At 58.3% G+C, this 16,974-nt stretch carries 14 protein-coding genes and 1 pseudogene; 5 read left to right on the top strand and 10 right to left on the bottom strand.

Features of this window, described 5'->3' with window-relative positions:
- Position 1: 1 nt before the first annotated feature.
- From tssK to tssB, 8 genes are read right to left on the bottom strand one after another with little or no spacing between them, the layout of a single operon-like run.
- Entirely contained in the window at positions 2-1,339 is a 1,338-nt protein-coding gene (tssK, locus tag GKC70_RS15485) for a type VI secretion system baseplate subunit TssK (protein ID WP_342649205.1), read from the bottom strand.
- 46 nt (positions 1,340-1,385) lie between these two features.
- Complete coding sequence (gene tssJ / locus GKC70_RS15480) at positions 1,386-2,180, bottom strand: type VI secretion system lipoprotein TssJ (RefSeq protein WP_342649204.1); 795 nt, start codon at positions 2,178-2,180, stop codon at positions 1,386-1,388.
- Complete coding sequence (locus tag GKC70_RS15475; RefSeq protein WP_342649203.1) at positions 2,177-2,734, bottom strand: FHA domain-containing protein; 558 nt, start codon at positions 2,732-2,734, stop codon at positions 2,177-2,179. The genes tssJ and GKC70_RS15475 overlap by 4 nt, the downstream gene beginning before the upstream one ends.
- Positions 2,731-3,747 carry a type VI secretion system baseplate subunit TssG gene (gene tssG / locus GKC70_RS15470; protein WP_342649202.1) on the bottom strand — a complete coding sequence of 339 codons (1,017 nt, stop codon included), beginning with the start codon at positions 3,745-3,747 and terminating at the stop codon, positions 2,731-2,733. The genes GKC70_RS15475 and tssG overlap by 4 nt, the downstream gene beginning before the upstream one ends.
- Positions 3,711-5,477: a type VI secretion system baseplate subunit TssF gene (gene tssF, locus GKC70_RS15465; RefSeq protein WP_342649201.1), complete on the bottom strand. Its 1,767-nt coding sequence runs from the start codon at positions 5,475-5,477 to the stop codon at positions 3,711-3,713. Before tssF ends, tssG begins: the two co-directional genes overlap by 37 nt.
- A 3-nt stretch (positions 5,478-5,480) precedes the next feature.
- On the bottom strand, positions 5,481-5,891 hold the full coding sequence (gene tssE / locus GKC70_RS15460) for a type VI secretion system baseplate subunit TssE (RefSeq protein WP_029612733.1): 411 nt from the start codon (positions 5,889-5,891) through the stop codon (positions 5,481-5,483).
- Complete coding sequence (gene tssC / locus GKC70_RS15455) at positions 5,888-7,378, bottom strand: type VI secretion system contractile sheath large subunit (RefSeq protein ID WP_342649200.1); 1,491 nt, start codon at positions 7,376-7,378, stop codon at positions 5,888-5,890. Before tssC ends, tssE begins: the two co-directional genes overlap by 4 nt.
- Before the next feature lie 16 nt (positions 7,379-7,394).
- Positions 7,395-7,898 carry a type VI secretion system contractile sheath small subunit gene (gene tssB, locus GKC70_RS15450; RefSeq protein WP_342649199.1) on the bottom strand — a complete coding sequence of 168 codons (504 nt, stop codon included), beginning with the start codon at positions 7,896-7,898 and terminating at the stop codon, positions 7,395-7,397.
- Between the two features lie 396 nt (positions 7,899-8,294).
- Between tssB and vasI the strand changes: the two genes are divergently transcribed.
- The 4 genes from vasI to GKC70_RS15430 all read left to right on the top strand — a co-directional run bounded on the left by vasI (position 8,295) and on the right by GKC70_RS15430 (position 15,002).
- Positions 8,295-8,834, top strand: a complete 540-nt coding sequence (vasI, locus tag GKC70_RS15445; RefSeq protein ID WP_342649198.1) for a type VI secretion system-associated protein VasI — start codon at positions 8,295-8,297, stop codon at positions 8,832-8,834.
- On the top strand, positions 8,822-10,285 hold the full coding sequence (gene tssA, locus GKC70_RS15440) for a type VI secretion system protein TssA (RefSeq protein ID WP_342649197.1): 1,464 nt from the start codon (positions 8,822-8,824) through the stop codon (positions 10,283-10,285). Before vasI ends, tssA begins: the two co-directional genes overlap by 13 nt.
- Complete coding sequence (gene tssM / locus GKC70_RS15435) at positions 10,285-13,887, top strand: type VI secretion system membrane subunit TssM (protein ID WP_342649196.1); 3,603 nt, start codon at positions 10,285-10,287, stop codon at positions 13,885-13,887. The genes tssA and tssM overlap by 1 nt, the downstream gene beginning before the upstream one ends.
- Positions 13,888-14,375: 488 nt before the next feature.
- Positions 14,376-15,002 carry a dTMP kinase gene (locus GKC70_RS15430; RefSeq protein WP_342649195.1) on the top strand — a complete coding sequence of 209 codons (627 nt, stop codon included), beginning with the start codon at positions 14,376-14,378 and terminating at the stop codon, positions 15,000-15,002.
- A 36-nt stretch (positions 15,003-15,038) separates the two neighbouring features.
- Here the strand turns inward: GKC70_RS15430 and GKC70_RS15425 are convergent, their stop codons facing one another.
- Complete coding sequence (locus GKC70_RS15425; RefSeq protein WP_342649194.1) at positions 15,039-15,461, bottom strand: autoinducer binding domain-containing protein; 423 nt, start codon at positions 15,459-15,461, stop codon at positions 15,039-15,041.
- A gap of 283 nt (positions 15,462-15,744) precedes the next feature.
- On the opposite strand from GKC70_RS15425, the pseudogene cobF reads away from it, so the two are divergent.
- Positions 15,745-16,493: pseudogene (cobF, locus tag GKC70_RS15420) on the top strand (precorrin-6A synthase (deacetylating)).
- A 23-nt stretch (positions 16,494-16,516) separates the two neighbouring features.
- Here cobF and GKC70_RS15415 read toward each other — a convergent pair.
- Positions 16,517-16,867 (bottom strand): response regulator, encoded by a 351-nt coding sequence (locus GKC70_RS15415; protein ID WP_342649193.1) that lies wholly within the window; start codon positions 16,865-16,867, stop codon positions 16,517-16,519.
- Positions 16,868-16,974: the final 107 nt, after the last annotated feature.

Raw genomic sequence — 16,974 nt, 5'->3', positions numbered from 1 at the left:
CTCATTCACTCCTGATTGCCCAAAACTGCAGTTCGAGCCCGGGGAACTCGCCAGCGACATGGATACCGAAGCCGGTCGAGGTCTTCATGTCCGACCATGCCGGACCGCGACGCTCCAGTTCGAAGTAGGTGAAGCCTGCATGGAAAGGCAGATCTCGAGGTGCCACGGGCAGTGCAAGCAATGGAATACCCGGCAGTTGCAGTGGCACTGCCTCGTTCAGTGACTCCAGCGCAACGACTTTTGCCTTCTGCACGAACATTTGCCGCAACGTGTCCGGTGGCAGATTGGCCCGGACCGCCAGGATGAAGTCCGCCTGGTCGATCAGGCGGCGGTCTTCCAGTAAGGTCGTCATTACGCCGTACTCCAGCGTCTGCAGAGGCAATGAAACGGCGCGCGGTTGTAGTACGGTGCTCAGCGCCCGGCGTAGGGTATCTTGCAGTGGTTTGAACGACGTGCGCAGCGCTGTGTGCTGATACGTAGGGTATTCCTGCGGCAGCCGGGTCTCGTCAGTGAAGGTGACGAACTCGCCACTGGCCTGGCTCATGCACAGATATAGCTGCTCGGGATGTGTCTGGCCTTGCCTGGCTAGGTGCTGGAAGCAAGGCCACCAGCGGTTCATGGCCTGCAGCAGGTTGAAGTCGCGGATGTCCGCGATGCCGGACTGCCCAGAGGCGCCGATTCGGGCTGCTAGATTGCGTGCGCGTTCGCGCAGCGTGTGGGTGATCTCTTCCAGGAAGCGCTGCAGCGCTGGTATGGCGCGTACCGAAATGCTGGTGGGGTAGAAGCCTTCGTCCAACTGCAGGCTGCCATCGGGACGCCGCTCCAGAATCCGTGTCACGGCCAGGCGGGTGTAGGAACTGCTGTCATCGGCCTTGCGCTTGAGCTGAAAGTTGGGCACTGCCAGGTCGACCTGTACCAGGTCACCGTCCGCGCTGTGGGTGTCCTTGATCTCCTCGGCATGAGCGCTGTATCGGTAGTTGGCGGCATTGTCTGGCCAGCTTACCTCTCGACCACCTTCGGTGCGCAGCGGCAGGCACAGGTAGATCTCGCTGTCTTTCGCCCCGTCGTCCTCGATTTCCAATGGTGGAGGGGGCGGCAGATCGGCCGGGATATCGAACACTGTACCATCCGGCATGATGCCCCGCGCACGGGTGATAGCGATCTTGCCCAGGCTGAGGTACTCGTCGTTCAACAGCAGTTCGCTGAACCCAAAGAAAGCTGCATTCAAGCTCCCTATGCGTTGGAGCAGGGCCGCTTCGCTGGCTCTAGCCGCCTGTTGAAAATGCTGCGGTTTGACGAACAGGCCTTCAGGCCACAGGACGGAATTGCGTGAACTCATGAGCGCTCCATGTCAGCGTAATTAAGAAAGGAAGGCTGGGCGGGCATCAGTCTTCCTCTCTGAGCAGAACCTGCGTGTCGTTGAGCAACACCGACAGGATGATCTGGTGGCCGCGAGGGGAAATGCGCAGCACTTGGCTCCAGGTGGCGTTTTCCTTGTTGCGGTAGCCGGCGATCACCGCGATGAAGTGGGTTTCCGGATCAACAGGCGCAAAGGGGATGAACTTGAACTGGCCAGGTCGCAGCAGGTAGTCGTCATCACGGATGTAGGTGCTGCGCAGCGCCTTGGCCGGATCCTTTTCCAGCAGTTCGTAGACGCTATTGCGCAGGAGCGAGTCGTCACGCAGTTGCAGGATCTTGATCGCTATGGGTGTAGCGATAGGCTCGGCGGCCACGGTGGTGGTGTGGGGTAAGGTCAGGACCACGGCCGGGTCGTCGTAGCTGCCAGGAGTGCTCTCTTCCATGGGCGATCGCAGCAGGTCGTCGTCCTCGTCCAGAGGCATCGAGACCGGCGACATGGCAGGGAACTGTTGCTGGAGGTATTCGAACAAGGTCCCGACTTTCTCGGTCAAGGCGTACGGATCGCCTGCGCTCAAACTGACCGCGTAGGGGCTCGGTTCCAGTGCGTCAGGCTGCTCGATGGGCACCTCGACGCTGTGAGCGTTGCCGTTGAGTGTCGGGCTGGCGTTGATACTGAACGCGACCTGGGTGAGATGCTCCTTGGGTGGGCCTACGGGTACAGAGGGGTCCATGATCACTTGGCCGATTTTGCTCAGAGAAGTGCAACCGGAAACTCCGATCAACACCGTCAGCAGACCAGCCGAGAACGAACAACGGGTCATGGGTGTTTTCCCGTAATCAGGTGGTCCATCGGGTTTTCCTGTACAGGCGCTGCCACAGTGTCTAGAGCGACCAAGGGGTCTTTACCCATGTTCGATTCGAAGGCGGCACAGATTTCAACCGCAGCGTCACGGGTGACAGATACGGGCTGCCACGCTTGGGCGGGTACATCGAGTAGCCATTGATCAAGGGTTCTCTGGTCAGGGCTAAACAGGTCTTCCAGCGAGCGCACATCAGCTTGTGAAACTTGAGCTTGCAGCAGGCAAGCGCCAATGCGCAGTTGGTCACCTTCTAACAGCCGTCTGGCGGTGAGCGATCCCACACTCTCAAGGCTGTCATTCAGATAGGTGCGTTGGCAGCGGTCGATTACACAGAAACTGCCCTCGAACCAGCGAATCTCGCAGTGAATCGGCGCAACGTTTCCTTCACGATCATCAATCCGCCAGGTAGCCCCTGCGCTGCCAATAGTGCCGCCGGAGCAATCGAACTGATGTCGGGCAGTGACGTTGTGCCGCAGTTGTTCAAGGTTGGTGATGCTCAAGGTCAAGGAGCTCATGAGCGCCCCCGGAACCGTACAACCGGGGCGATCTGACCGTTGCGGTCATCAACGAAACTGGTCCAGCCCAGGTAGGCGCCCTGGCTGTTGTGCAGGCGAAAGGGCAGTAGGGCGTTCTGCTTGAGGCGCAGCTCCAGGTCGTAGGCCAGGCCATCGCGTAGCAGAAAGTCGATCAATGCACGCAGGCGATTGAAGTTGATGCCACTGGGCAACAGGTCGCGCAATTGATCCTGATCGAGTTCACTGATCACGATGGTGAACTTGCTGCTGCGAGTTCGTGTGCGGCTGCCGATCGTGAAGGAACTGCCCAGATTGCCATTGCTGCAACCCAGGCTTACCCGTTGCTGGGTCGTGGTGTAAACCGAGCGGGTTTCGAACTCTCGAATCTGTACCTGCTTGAGGTCGAAGCAGTGGGCAATGATGCCGGCGACGGTGCCTGGCGAACGGCTGCGACTGGCGATCACGCCGGCAAAACTGAGCAGTCGACTCCAAGGCAGTGCCGTGTCGCCGCGCAGCTTTTTGTCATTCAATCCAAGCAGGGCGAAGATATATTGGGAGAAGCCATCGCTGGCACCCGGCTGGAAACGAATGTAGTAGCGGTACTTGCGCCAGATGCGGTGTAACAGACTGAGCAGGTAGTGATTGAAGAAATCGAAGAAGGCCGGACGCACACCGATACCCTGCGCATGCTCATACGCCACCTGCTCCAGGTAGTAGGACGGCAACGGGGAGTCCGTGCCATGCAAGCCCATGAATGTGGTGCAGATGCGGTACCGGTCTTGCGCCGCAGGCATGCGTTCCGCTTTGTACACGTCCGAAATGGGAAAGGTCAGCCGCGGGTCGCAGCCAAGCCGTACACGCAGGCGGGTGGCTCTGTCTGGCCAACGCGGTTCCAGATCATCCTCGTGCAAGCCGTGCAGGCGCTCCAGCAACTGGAAGAAGTTGTACTGATGTGCCTCGGCGAGCAACGTGTCGGCTAGATCAGCGGTTGCTTGCCGGTCTGGATTGGCCATGTGTAACGCTCATTATTGGTGATGTTGATCACTTCCAGTTGATGGAAGGAATTGATGCTGGCGTAGAGGGCGAAGAAGTGTGCGAGCACGCAACCGAATAGGTAGAGGTCGCCTTCGCAGAGGAACGCCGTCTGATCCACCTTCAATCGTGTCCGCAGGCCACGAACGGGCTGTCCTTTGATCAGCCAGTCCAATGGCTCTGTTTGAACATCCTGGATGCCATCGAGGCGTTTGCGGGTGGTGCGTGTCTGCTGGATATCGTGCAACGCCGCGAAGTCGTAGGCGCGAATGATCGCCTTAAGCGCTTCAGCCGAAAGCAACGACAGGTAGTTGAGTGACATGTTGGAAATCAGGACCCACTGCAGTTGGCCGTCCAACACCGGCCGATAGGGGCGCGTAGGGGCACAGATGTTGCTGTAGCTGGCAAGTGGAGGCGTGACCTCGGAGGTTACATTGATATCATCCACTGCCAGTGCCAGCGGTAGGTCGCGATTGGTGCAGGTCAGATCGATGGATGCGGTTTCCAGCTCGCCGATGTAAGCGTTGGCGTCCGCGCGCACAAAGGCGATGCGGTGCGTAACGCCATCACCGCGCAGGGACTGCTCGAGTGTGTAGCGGTAGTACAGTGCTGTACGTCCTTGGGCATGTTCGATCTCATGAGCGAACGATTCGAAAGGGCGGAAGGTCCGCAGGTGTCCGCCGACAGTACCGTCGGTTGTCGTGCGGGTGCTGATTACCTGATCGACACTGAAGATCTCATAGGCATGCCGCTCGCTCCCCTTGGGCGTGAGCTCGACCTGAGCAGCCTTATTCGAAAGGTCGATTGGTTCCGCGCTGTGTGCGAATAAGTTCACCGCAGGTGTACAGCACAGGCTGAAGTCTGCTTCCGCGACATGCAGTAAGTCGGGCAACTGGCGGGTGAAGTGGAACTCCAAGCCCACGTGCTGGGCCACTTGATCAGGCCAGATCCTTTCCAGACCCGTTAGCGTGAAGAAATGGAAGCGCTCAGGAAAAACGAAGTATTCCTGGAGAATTCGGTAACCATCGAAGACGTTTTGCGGGTAGGGCAGTAAAGCCTCGTCGGGTCTGAAGCCTGGGAAAGCAAGGCTACTGGCGGGTAGTCGGCGAACTGCACCATTGATCACCACACTGACATCTTTGAGGTACTGAGCGATCCAGAGATACAGGGTGCGGGCGGTCTGGGTGTCACCGCTCAGATGGAAGTCCAGGCTGTCGCAGCTCATCGTGTTCAACGGCCGCTTGGCCAAGGTTCGCAGGTCAAGCCGGACTACCGAACTGTCGAGTGTCTGGGTAGCGTGTACCTTATCGATCGCGAATGGGTGGATGTCCACTTCGGTACAGGTGCGAAACTCGCAGGGCACCCCATCCACAGGTTTGGAAAACAGTCGCGAGCCCCTCGGTATACGCTGGGATTGACTGAGTGCCTGGTTGCGTGGCGTGAACTGGATGATCGTGGCGCTCGGCAGCGGCCGCAGGTAGTTGGGCCACAGCAGTTGCAGCATTGGATGCGTTAGTTCAGGGAGATCGTCTTCCAGCTTGAGCCGCAGCTTGGCGGTGAGGAAAGCAAAAGCCTCCATCAAGCGTTCGACATCCGGGTCGCTACCACCCTTGCCTAGCAGTCGGGCAAGCTGCGGGTTGTCTTTGGCGAAGTCATTCCCCAGCTCATGGAGGAAACGCAACTCTTCGCTGAATCTATCCTTGAGCGACATGCGTCACCTCACTCGGGTGTGGTGGTTATGGCCGTTGACCAGCAGATCCAGTTGCAACTGCTCAGAGTGGTTGTTGACCTGTATGTGGCAGTCCAGCCTGAAATGCAGTTCCAGCGAGGCGTGGCAATCGGGCATTGCTTTGAGCGCGTGCACGTGCACGCGCGGTTCGAAGCGCAGAATGGTGCGACGGATGTCTGCGCTCACTTGCTGCAGCAGATCGCCACTGCTTGCGTCGTGTCCGTTGAAGTCACGCAGGCCCAGCTCAGGGCTGCTTTGCGAGCAACCCTGACGAGCGTTGAGCAATATTTCGAGGTGGCGCTTGATGGCAGCGAATTTTTGACTAGCGTTTTCCTGCCGGGACGGCTCTCGGCAGACGGATTGATTCGCCGTCAAACGATCGAAAAATCCACTCATTGCGTGTCGAGCCGCCCAACCAGGGAAATTTCGAAGTTCGCCCCCATGTACTTGAAGTGCGGGCGTACGGCGAGCGAAACCTGATACCAGCCTGGATCGCCGGCAACGTCCGACACCTCGACTCTCGCGGCACGCAATGGCCGACGGCCGCGCACATCGGCAGAAGGATTTTCCTGGTCGGCAACGTATTGCTTGATCCATTTGTTGAGCTCGGACTCAAGGTCACGACGCTCTTTCCAGCTGCCGATCTGCTCGCGCTGCAGCACCTTGATGTAGTGGGCCAGGCGGTTGACGATGAACAGGTAGGGCAACTGGGTGCCGAGTTTGTAGTTAGTCTGCGCTTGCAGCCCTTCTGGGGTCTTGGGGAAGTTCTTCGGCTTTTGGGCCGAGTTGGCGGAGAAGAACACGGCGTTGTCGCTGTCCTTGCGCATGGTCAAGGCGATGAAGCCTTCTTCAGCCAGCTCGAACTCCTTGCGGTCGGAAATCAGCACCTCAGTCGGGATCTTAGCCTGCAACTGGCCGAGGGACTCGTACAGGTGCACCGGTAGATCCTCGACGGTGCCACCGGACTGCGGGCCGATGATGTTCGGACACCAACGGTATCGGGCGAAGCTGTCGTTGATGCAACTGGCCAGCAGGAACGCTGAATTGCCCCACAGGTAGTTGTCGTGCTCCCCGTCGATATTCTCGTAGTAGTGGTAGCTCTGGACGGGGTTCTCTTGTGGGTGATAGGCCGAGCGGAGCATGAAACGCGGACCGGTCAGCGCAGCATGGCGGGCATCCTCACTTTCACGGAACGCTCGCCATTTGGCATGCCGCGGGCCAGCGAAAATGTCCTTGATCTCTTTCAGGTTGGGGAGCTCTTCGAAGCTGCTCAGATTGAAGAACTCAGGGGATGGCGCTGCGAGGAAGGGAGCGTGAGACATTGCGCCGACGGAGGCCATGTAACTCAGCAGTTTGATGTCCGGGGAAGAGGGGCCGAAGTTATAGTTGCCCACCATGGCCGCAACTGGCTCGCCGCCAAATTGACCGTAACCTGCTGTGTAGACATGCTTGTACATTCCGCTGCAGGTGATATCGGCAGCATTCTCGAAATCGTCGAGTAGATCGTCCTTACTGACATGCAGGACTTCAAGCTTGATATTCTCGCGGAAGTCAGTGCGGTCGACCAGAAGTTTGAGGCTGCGCCACGAGGACTCAAGCTGCTGGAACTCAGGCTGGTGCAGGATCGCATCCATCTGTTTGCTGAGTACCCGATCCACCTCGGCGATCATCTGATCAACGCGATGTTTATTGATCATTTGATTTGGATCATTACTTTTAAGTAGTTCAGCGATAAAGGCCGAGACGCCTTGCTTGGCGACCTGATAACCCTCTTGTAAGGGAATCAATTTGGTTTCCGCCATGAGCTCGTCGAGTAAACTGGCAGAGCCCAATGTGTCGGCAGTTTTTTTAACGGCCACAGGAGTGCTGTTTTGCTTAGGCATGGGACGCTCCGCTGTCTCAGTCTTGTTTTGGTGCTTCGAGCACTAGGTCCAGTTCTTCAGCGAGCTGCTTTCGTGCACGCTCATTGCTCAACAGATGCTGCAGGTGCTTGCGAAATGTCGGCACATTACCCAGCGGGCCTTTGAGGGCAACCAGTGCTTCACGCAACTCCAGCAGTTTGTTCAGCTCCGGAATCTGACGGGCGATCCGGTCTGGCCCAAAGTCATTGATCGACCGGAACTGCAATTGCACAGCGAGCTCTGTCCCTGGCGCGGCATTGAGCATGGAAGGTACGGACATGCCTAGGCTTACGTCGGCGTCATGCAGTACATTGTTGAACGTGTGTTTATCAATACGCATGACCTGGCGGTCCTCCAGAGCACGGTTGTCATCCAAGCCGAAATCGCCCATGACCAACATCTTGTGGGGGAGCTCTATTTCGGCTTGCTCGTCCCCAGTTGCCGAAACATATTTGATATTTATACGTTCCTTGGGCGCGACGGAGCCAGTGCTCTTGATCATTGAAACTCTCTCCTTGATATGTAGGGATTTTCCGAAAGATATGAATTTTAAAGATTACTTGTAGGAAAATTCTCTGATGGCGGTGCGAAAGTTGGCTTTATGAAGTTGGCGGCGATTCGAAGATTTAAAACCTTGCACTGGGAAGGATTGCTTGGTCGAGCGTGAATTTGTAAATGAATATTTGTTTGTTATTTTTCTTTCCTATGGCCTACGCTTTCGCCAGTTTCCAGGCCCGGCTGACATTGAGTGATGAGCAGGCCTGGTCTCGGCCAAGTGCAGACCTAGAACAGGAAGTTATTGTCAGTGATTGTGCGGAGTACATATAGCGTAGCTATTTCACTGCTACTCAGTTGTATGCCGGTGCTTGCATACGCTGATCGAGATTGCCCAAGAATTGTGTCCAACCTCGAGCGCCTGGCTTGTTTCGACAAGTCCGCCGGAACACCGGCTCGCGTTGAGCCGGTGAGTTGGTCCGCGCCGGAGCAGGACTCATCCACCCTGCGCCGCGTATTGGATCACGAGGCGGGTCGGCCGCCAGAGGACCTGACGTTTCGCCTGAGCGCTGAAGGGGAGGGGTTGTTGTTTTCCGCGCCCGCTATCGCATCGGCAGCCCCAGTTCCGTACCTGGTCATCAGCTGTGTGCAGAACATCTCCAGATTGCAGTTGGTCCTCGGCCGCCCTGTCGATGTGGGTCGGGTGAAGGTGCGGTTGCAGGGCGAGCAGCGCTCTACGCACGCGACGTCATGGCGGGTACTGGAAAACGGCCAAGTACTCGATGCTGGTCGAGGTTTACCGGGGATCGAGCAGATTAGGCAACTGATCGGAGCTCATCGCATCCATGTTCAGAGCGACAACCCGGCGGTCGATGGCTTGATCTTCGATGCCCAAGGGCTTGATCCACTCATCGATAAGGCGCGCAAGACATGTCGCTGGTAGCAAAGGTCTCGGCTGAGGAAATCGCCCGGCTGCTTGCGCCGATTGACCCACAGGCACCTGCCGGCCTGTTCGATGTGGAGGACGAAACGTATCAGGCCATTGATCAAGAGATGGTCAAGCTGGGCGGGCTGCAGGAAGCCTCGATCGACTGGGTCTACATCGAAGAAGCGTCCCGGCAATACTTAGGCCAGCAGTGCAAGCATTTGCGGATCGTCGCCCACCTGAGTGCTGCATGGCTGCGCGTCGATTGCTGGCAGCGCTGGGTATTTACCTTGGAGCTGTTGGCGGGTGTTGTTGAGCGCTATTGGGAAGCCGCTCATCCCAAACCGGGCCCCAAGGGCTACCTAGGCAAGCGCAAGCTGGTCGTCATCGTGGTCACGCGTTTGATCGAGGCTCTACCGCGGCTAGACCGTTTTACTTACAGCACCTCCCATGCCGCAATGGCTCTGGATGGGTTGACGCGCCTACAGCAGCAACAGAACACCGCACAATTGGATGCCGGGGGTCTGGGGGAGTTGGAGCGCGTGCTACGTAAACAGTTGGAGCTTGCCAGCGGTGTTGGCGAGTCCTGCGTGGCCACTAATCTTGCTCCTAGCACCGACTCTGCACCGCTTGCGCAGGTCATCGCCAAGCCAGCGCCGCGCGTGTCGCTGGGCAACGAGCGAGAAACGCGGCGGGCCCTATTGAGCATGGCTGAGCTCATCAATCAGCAGGACCCCTACGATCCTACCGGCTACCAGTTACGCCGCTTCGGCCTTTGGGCACATATTCAGGCTGCGCCGCAGACCAGGCAGGACAATCGTACGGAACTGATGGCGGTTCCGCAGGACATTGCCGGTGACTATGAGGAGGCCATCGGTGGCACGACGGTTGATGCCGCATTGCTGCAGCGGATCGAGAAAAGCGTGACGGCTTGCCCTTACTGGATTCGCGGCAGTTTCCTCGCGGCGACCGCCGCAACCCGGTTGGCGATGGGCGAAGTGGCCGAGGCTATTCGCGCTGCCACCGCGCGGTTCGTGCTGCGCATGCCGGCGTTGCAGCAATTGTGTTTCAGCGACGGCCGGGTATTCGTGGATGACCAATGCCTGGCCTGGCTCAAGGGCTCTCAAGGGCAACCTGATCAGGACGCAGGCGCTCAGGAGTTTTCAAGCTTGCGCGAGGAGCTGACCGGCCAACTGGAAACCGGTGGCGTCGAGCCGGTTCTGCTCAGGCTGCAAGGAATGCAGGCCGATCTGCGAACGCCCCGGGAGCGCTGCCATACCACAGTGATCGCTGCTGACTTGCTGGCTACGCGGGGGGTGTCCTGGCTGGCGCAGGACCTGTGCGCGAGCGTTGCCCGGACGATGCAGCACACCACCGCCAGCGCATGGGAGCCAGAGGTCTTTCAAAGGCTTCAGCAGTATGCCGCCCCCCAGTTGCTGGTTGAACGGAGCAAGGAGCAGGAGTCTTGATGACGCAATTATGGAAGCAACTCAAACGCTGGAACTTGCCGCTGGTAACGCGTATTGGTCTGGCAATGCCGTTGCTGATTGTGCTGGCTGCTCTGCTGATGCTCGTTGCCATTTGGTGGCTTGGTCCGCAATGGAGGTGGCACGAGCAGCAGCCGTTGGCCAGCACGGCCCACCGGGGGTTGGCAAGCCTGGTGCTTGTGCTAATACCGCTGCTGTGCTGGCTGGTTGTGCTGCGCGGCCGTAATCAACGCCTGCAGTCCGAGCGCAATCAGGCCGTGGCAGCCGAGCTGGACCAAACGTTGCCGTTCGTTCAAGCGCAAGAGAAGGCATTGGACCAAGGGCTTTCGCGATTTCTGCACAATGCCGGTGGGCGACGTGCGTTGTACCGACTGCCCTGGTATCTGGTAGTGGGCGACCGGCATGCAGGCAAGACCAGCTTGATCGACCGTACCGAACAAAATTTTTCTCTGACTCGCATCGACCAGACACAGGCGCGCGGCCGACAAGTGCAATCACTGGCCTACCCGATCGGTTGGTGGATCAGCAACGATGCGGTGATCATTGACCCGCCAGGCGCCTTTATCAGTCAGGAATCAGGGGACGCTTCGCCTGCCGAGAAATCAGGCGCAGTGCCACCCGCCACTTCGGCCAGATTATGGCAGCACCTGCTGGACTGGCTGCTGCGCAACCGAAGCCAGAGAGCCCTCAACGGTGTGTTGCTGGTCGTCGATTTGCCTGCACTGCTGCACGGCACGCCTGAGCAACGTATTGCGCTGGCGCACGTGTTGCGCACGCGGGTGTACGAGGTGAGTAGCCAATTGGGCTCGCGCCTGCCGCTGTATGTGATATTGAGCAAGTTCGACTTATTGGATGGTTTCGATCAGCTTTACGCCGGGCTTCCCGCCGCGGCGCGGGAAAAGATGCTGGGTTTCACCTTCAAGCTGGACGCGATTGGAACGTTCGACGCCTGGCTGGACGAGTTTAGCGATCACTACGACCGAATGATCAGCCACGTATTTGAGCAGGTGCTGGACCGACTCGATACCTTGGGCGATGCAACACTGCGGGCGCGTCTTTTCTCATTGCACGCCCAGTTGGTTGGGCTGCGTCCGATCCTACTGGGATTCCTGCAAGAAGCATTGGCAAGTGACCGCTTCACCACACCAGCACTGGTGCGTGGTGTGTACTGGTCTTCGGTGGTACAGCAAGGCGACATGCTCAATGCATTCGTTCGTGAGGCCGCACAGCCCTACAAGACAAAACTTCCCCTGCGCGAGGGCAAGGCTCAGGGCAAGGCACTGGTCTATTTCATCCAACATGCCTTCAGGCGTGTCATCTATCAGGAAGCCGGGCTTGCCGGGGATAACATCAGAGTGGCGCTTAGGAAGCGGCAGTTACTCTGGGTTGGCACGGGTGTGGGGATACTGGCTCTTAGTGTCACCATCGCCAGTTGGCAACGTTATTTCGAAATCAATGGCGCGAAGGCCGCCAACGTGCTCGCCAAAAGTCGAGTGTACAGTCATCGTGAAGTGGACCAGCGTCTGGACCCGACTGGACACAACCTGCTGCAGCCGCTGGATCAGATCCGCGACGCCGTGTCGGTATTTGGCGACTACCGTGGCGCATGGCCGGGTGTGGCTGACTTAGGTTTGTATCAGGGGCGTGTCATCGGTCCGCGTGTCGATGAGGCTTACCTTAGCTTGCTCTCGAAACGTTTCCTGCCGGCCTTGGCCAGCGGGGTAGTCGATGTCATGGATACGGCCTCCCCAGGCAGTGAGCAGCAGATGGCGGCCCTAAGGGTCTACCGGATGCTGGAGGATCGCCAGAACCGCCGACCCGAATGGGTAGAGGATTGGATGGCTCGCCAGTGGCAGCAAAAATTTCCTGGCCAGGGCCAATTGCAACGCGACCTCATGCGGCACCTGAAGTACGCGATGGCCTATGCCGATACCGAGCTGCCGCAATACAACCAGCGAATCGCTGAGGTGCAGCAAAGTTTACGCAAGATGCCGCTGCCAGAGCGGGTCTATGCGAGCCTGAAGCAGCAGGCAGGAAAACAGTTGCCTACTGACTTGGACCTGCGTCTTCAGGTCGGGCCGGCCTTCGATGTGGTATATCGGTCGTCGGTCGGTGGCAGGCAGGGTGAAAGTGTGTTGGTAGCACCCATGCTTACGGCCAAGGGATTCAGGGAATACTTCGAGCCGCATAGTCAGCGATTTGCCGAAATGGCGATGGTCGACGAGTGGGCACTGGGTGAGCGCGGCCAGCTCGACTATTCGGATGCCGACCGAGAGGCGCTGGGTGAACGGCTGCGTAATTTGTACAGCGCCGACTTCATCGACAGTTGGCGGCGTGCCTTGAATGCTTTCTCGGTGGCCGACTTCCGCGATCTGGATCATGGCGTTGAGGTGCTGCAGCAGTTCACCGGTCCATCTGCACCCCTGCATCGGCTGTTGGATACGGTAAGGGCCAATACCTGGCTGACATCCGCTGTGGATACTGATGCAGTGGCGAAGGCTGAGATGTTAGGGCCGACAACCCGCAAGTCTGAGCAACAGCAGGCGTGGGCGATTCAGCGTGCCTTTGCGGGGCTGACCGCCATGCTGCGCGCAACGGGTGAAAAGCCTAGCTATTACGATGAAACCCTAGGTGCCATCACCGCCGTACATGATTACGCGAAGGCGGTGCAGGACAGTCCGGACAGAGGCAAAGCGGCACTCCAGGCGGTGCTTCAGCGCTTCTCGATGACAGGACCTGATCCGATCGGCACCCTGCAACGCGTAGCCACCGGCTTGCCAGAGCCAATCAACCAACAGGTTGGAAAATTGGCCGATCAAACGGCACAAGTGCTTAACGTCGAGGCCCTGCGCGAGCTTGAGCGCCGCTGGGATGCCGAGGTGTACAGCTTCTTCCAGCAGCGCCTGGCTGAGCGCTACCCCTTTGTGGTGCGGGCACCCGATGCTTCTCTGGATGACTTTGAAGCATTCTTTGGACCGAAGGGGCGGCTGCAGCAGTTCAACAATCAATACCTGCGGATTTTCCTAAAGGACAATCTCGAAGCCATGCAGGCTGACAAGCAAGGTCGGTCGTTGATTCGCAGCGATGTGATCGAGCAGTTGGAGCAGGCAGATCGTATCCGCGAAACGTTCTTTGATCAGCGCGGCAACCTGAGCGTGCAGTTCAGTATCGAGCCGCTGGGGCTCAGCGCGAACCAGCGCACCAGTCTGCTTGACCTCGATGGTCAGTTGATTTCTTACACCCATGGTCCGCGCCAGATCATCGGTATCATCTGGCCTAATACCCTGGGGCAGCATGTGCGTAGCAACCTGACCTTGCTTAGGCAGAACGGCAACAGTAGCAGCTTGGAATACCGCGGGCCGTGGTCGATGTTCCGCTTGCTCAGTCGTGGCTCGCTCAATGGGCGCACGGCGACCAGCGTGGACTTGAGCTTCCGCACCGGCGACGGCGTGATGCGCTATCGACTCAACGCCGAGAAGGCTTTCAACCCCATCACGCAAGAGCCTTTTAAAGGTTTCAAATTGCCACGCGGATTGTTGCAGAAGTCGTCCAATCTGGAGCCAACCGCGCGGGCCCGGCTATAAGCGGGGGCAATCTGAAGTAAGTTGAGGACGGCGTTTCGGCGCCTTTATCCTAGGCAGATTCAATGTGCGGTATGCCGCTGATGGTTATTTAACATTCGAGGTAGCGTCACCTATATGAGTGACTGCTCATGGTACCCATGCAGGTGACCCGCACATTAGGCGTCTTTATTCATTTCAGCCTCTTCTAGACTACGACTTGCCTATCCACGCCTGTGATGCGAGCTCATCCAGGACTTCAGTACACTTGAACGCCAGATAGCCATCGTCGAGCAGCCGAACGCCATGAACTGCACGAAACAGTCAGCCCTGGAAGCGATCAGCGAGGTGCTGTTCGCTTCGCTCGCAACCTCGTTCAAGCCTTTATGTGGTGCGCTCGAAGAGCGGCTGGCGAGGCGTGCTGACCAATCCCGGTTGTGCCTCAGGCATCGGGTCCAATGTCATGTGGGCGCTCCTTGCCGCACACTATATACCACAGTCGAGGTTCAGTGATGTCTGCACCACTGTTCGTCTCGCTGGACGGTCCCAAGGGTGTCGGCAAGACCACCTTGCTCGAAGCCATCGCTCGTGCGCTACGGCTCGAGGGTCACAAGGTAGTACGACTCAGCGAGCGTAATCACGATCCATTCCGGGCGCAGACCATGGCGCTCGTCAATGCGTTCGCCAGAGCGCCTTGTGTGGAACTGGAGCTGCGTATCTGTGAGCAACTGGCGGACAGCCGTGCCTGGATTTCACGTCACGTGCTGCCCAACCAGTTGCCCGGCAGCATCATCCTGATGGACCGCTGGTACGCCTCAGATGCGGCATTCCGGCGCACTGTTGCTTTCGCGGACATTCAGCGGCTGAATCTTGAACGCGGTGTCCAAGTGCCAGATCTGCAAGTGGCCGTAATCACTCGCTCGGAGCTGTCGTGGGCCAGGGCGCAGGCACGCCGCGGCGGTCTGCGCAGCACCGTGCTGCAGAGCGCTCAGGACCATGCAGCCTGCACCGATGCTTTCGAGCAGGCAATGGCCGGCCAGGGCTGGCTGGTGTGTCGCAACGAGGGAGCACTGGAGGTCGCCATCGCGCAGGTAGTGGCCGGAGTGCGGGAGCGTTTGAAGGCAAGGGCTGACGGCTGATTGAGGTGTTCTTGCGGCGCCTGCTGACCCCTGCCATCACCGGCCGCACGTGTCGCTGACTTCAGAACCTTGGTGATGGATCAGTGAGGCTCGATGCAACTGCTGCGCCGCCCACATGACGAAACCGGCTTTGCGGTAGAGCTCTTGAGGGGAGATGACACAACGGGGGCGTAGGACCGTCAGGCTGCTGTGGGTGCCCTCAAGATGTGACGGCTGGACCCAGCCATGACGCAAACCACTGGCTTGCAGGGCAGCCCACAGCTCAGGTGCTGTCAAGAACGCGTCGACCGTCCATAGTAGCGGCAGTTCATGGGTTTCGACGTATCCCGGAATCGGGTTGCTGCTGGCGAACGCGTCCAGGCATGCCAGTCCTTCCGGCCCCAGGTTTGAGTGCAACTGCGAAGTTGGGCTGGTGAAGAGATAGAATTCGAAACCCAGAAGATGAACGAGCTTGGGCATGCCCTCCAGCAATGGCCGAAGATTGCCCGCGCTTGCCCAGCGCGCCGCAGCTGTCTCTAACATCATGCCTCCCTGCTGGATAATTCCGTTAGTTTCACACCCTGCACAGCGTGGATACCTCAAACGTTGCTAGCCTGCCGTATTTACGGTGTGAATGTATAGTCATTGATGATTGGCGGTCATCAAAAAGCGTGACCCTGTATACCGGTGGGCTGGCTAAACCGTTGTAGCCCTACGTCGTTCGCTGATCGATAGTTCCGAATCATTTTGTAGAGGAGGCAGCATGAAGCAACTGTTGCTGATTGGCATAGGCCCCGGCGATCCTCGTCAGATCACCTTCGAGGCGGTCGATGCGATGCGGCGTGCGACTGTCTTTTTCATGATTGAGAAGGGCGGCGACAAGGAAGAGTTGGCGCATCTGCGCAAGGACATTCTGGCGCGTTACCTTCCACATGACGGCTATCGAATCGTGCGTGTGACGGATCCGTGTCGAGACGGTAGTGCGCAAGATTACATCAGCGGAGTGCAGGATTGGCACCGGGCACGGGCGAATTTGTACCGCCAAGTGATGGAGCATGAACTCCACGAAGGCGATATTGGGGCGTTCCTGCTGTGGGGGGAACCTACGCTGTATGACAGTACCCTACGCGTCCTGGATCTGGTGCGCGAGCAGGGGATGGCGCTGAAGCTGGAGGTGATTCCCGGTATCAGCAGTGTGCAGGCGCTCGCTGCACGTCATTGCTTGACGCTCAATCGCATCGGAGAGCCGTTGACGGTACTGCCGGCGCGCCGTTTGGCCGAGCTGGAGACACTCGATAATGTGGTAGTCATGCTTGATGGCCACGCCACCTTCGCCGAACTGGATGACCCAAATCTGACGATCTATTGGGGGCATATCTGGGAACGGCGGACGAGATTCTGATGTCTGGGCCGCTCATGGAAGTGAAAGCGCAGATCGTTGCGCTACGGTTGGAGGCGCGAAGGCGCAAAGGCTGGATCATGGATACCTACCTGTTGCGCCGTGAGGGGTGAAGCTGGGTACCGGTCGAGGGGGCTCAGGGTGTACCGAGAATGCTGACCACTTTGTCGCATAATTGGTCGACACTGAATGGCTTGCCGATCAAGTGCATGCCTTCCGGAACGTCCACGGTTTCCGCATAACCGCTGGCGAACAGAACCGGCAGCGAGGGCCGGATGTCGCGTGCTTGGCGGGCCAATTCATCGCCACGCATATCGGGTAAACCGACGTCCGTCATCATTAACGCCAGCGGCTGAGTTTTGTCCTTGAGGATCGCCAAGGCTTGGGTGGCATTTTCCGCCTCGACCGCCTTGTAGCCCAGTTCGTCGAGCACATCGACCATCAGCATACGAACGATGTCGTCGTCTTCGACTACCAGAAGGTGCATGTATTGAATCCTGTTGCAGGGAGAGGTAGTTACTCTGTGTCTGTTACCAACGCAGAAGTTCCCTCAGAATAGCGGGCCTTGCAGTTGGATGGAACGATTCTATGGGG

This window comes from Pseudomonas sp. REB1044 (genome assembly GCF_038813925.1).
Classification (GTDB): domain Bacteria; phylum Pseudomonadota; class Gammaproteobacteria; order Pseudomonadales; family Pseudomonadaceae; genus Aquipseudomonas; species Aquipseudomonas boreofloridensis.
This window is presented reverse-complemented; position numbering and strand designations above follow the sequence as displayed.

Excerpts from the sequence above, each read along its gene's own strand:
- tssC (WP_342649200.1), bottom strand. The coding sequence starts at position 7,378 with ATGCCTAAGCAAAACAGCACTCCTGTGGCCGTTAAAAAAACTGCCGAC.
- GKC70_RS15475 (WP_342649203.1), bottom strand. The coding sequence starts at position 2,734 with ATGAGCTCCTTGACCTTGAGCATCACCAACCTTGAACAACTGCGGCAC.
- tssF (WP_342649201.1), bottom strand. The coding sequence starts at position 5,477 with ATGTCGCTCAAGGATAGATTCAGCGAAGAGTTGCGTTTCCTCCATGAG.
- tssJ (WP_342649204.1), bottom strand. The coding sequence starts at position 2,180 with ATGACCCGTTGTTCGTTCTCGGCTGGTCTGCTGACGGTGTTGATCGGA.
- tssB (WP_342649199.1), bottom strand. The coding sequence starts at position 7,898 with ATGATCAAGAGCACTGGCTCCGTCGCGCCCAAGGAACGTATAAATATC.
- GKC70_RS15430 (WP_342649195.1), top strand. The coding sequence starts at position 14,376 with ATGTCTGCACCACTGTTCGTCTCGCTGGACGGTCCCAAGGGTGTCGGC.
- GKC70_RS15425 (WP_342649194.1), bottom strand. The coding sequence starts at position 15,461 with ATGCCCAAGCTCGTTCATCTTCTGGGTTTCGAATTCTATCTCTTCACC.
- tssK (WP_342649205.1), bottom strand. The coding sequence starts at position 1,339 with ATGAGTTCACGCAATTCCGTCCTGTGGCCTGAAGGCCTGTTCGTCAAA.
- tssA (WP_342649197.1), top strand. The coding sequence starts at position 8,822 with ATGTCGCTGGTAGCAAAGGTCTCGGCTGAGGAAATCGCCCGGCTGCTT.
- tssG (WP_342649202.1), bottom strand. The coding sequence starts at position 3,747 with ATGGCCAATCCAGACCGGCAAGCAACCGCTGATCTAGCCGACACGTTG.
- GKC70_RS15415 (WP_342649193.1), bottom strand. The coding sequence starts at position 16,867 with ATGCACCTTCTGGTAGTCGAAGACGACGACATCGTTCGTATGCTGATG.
- tssM (WP_342649196.1), top strand. The coding sequence starts at position 10,285 with ATGACGCAATTATGGAAGCAACTCAAACGCTGGAACTTGCCGCTGGTA.
- tssE (WP_029612733.1), bottom strand. The coding sequence starts at position 5,891 with ATGAGTGGATTTTTCGATCGTTTGACGGCGAATCAATCCGTCTGCCGA.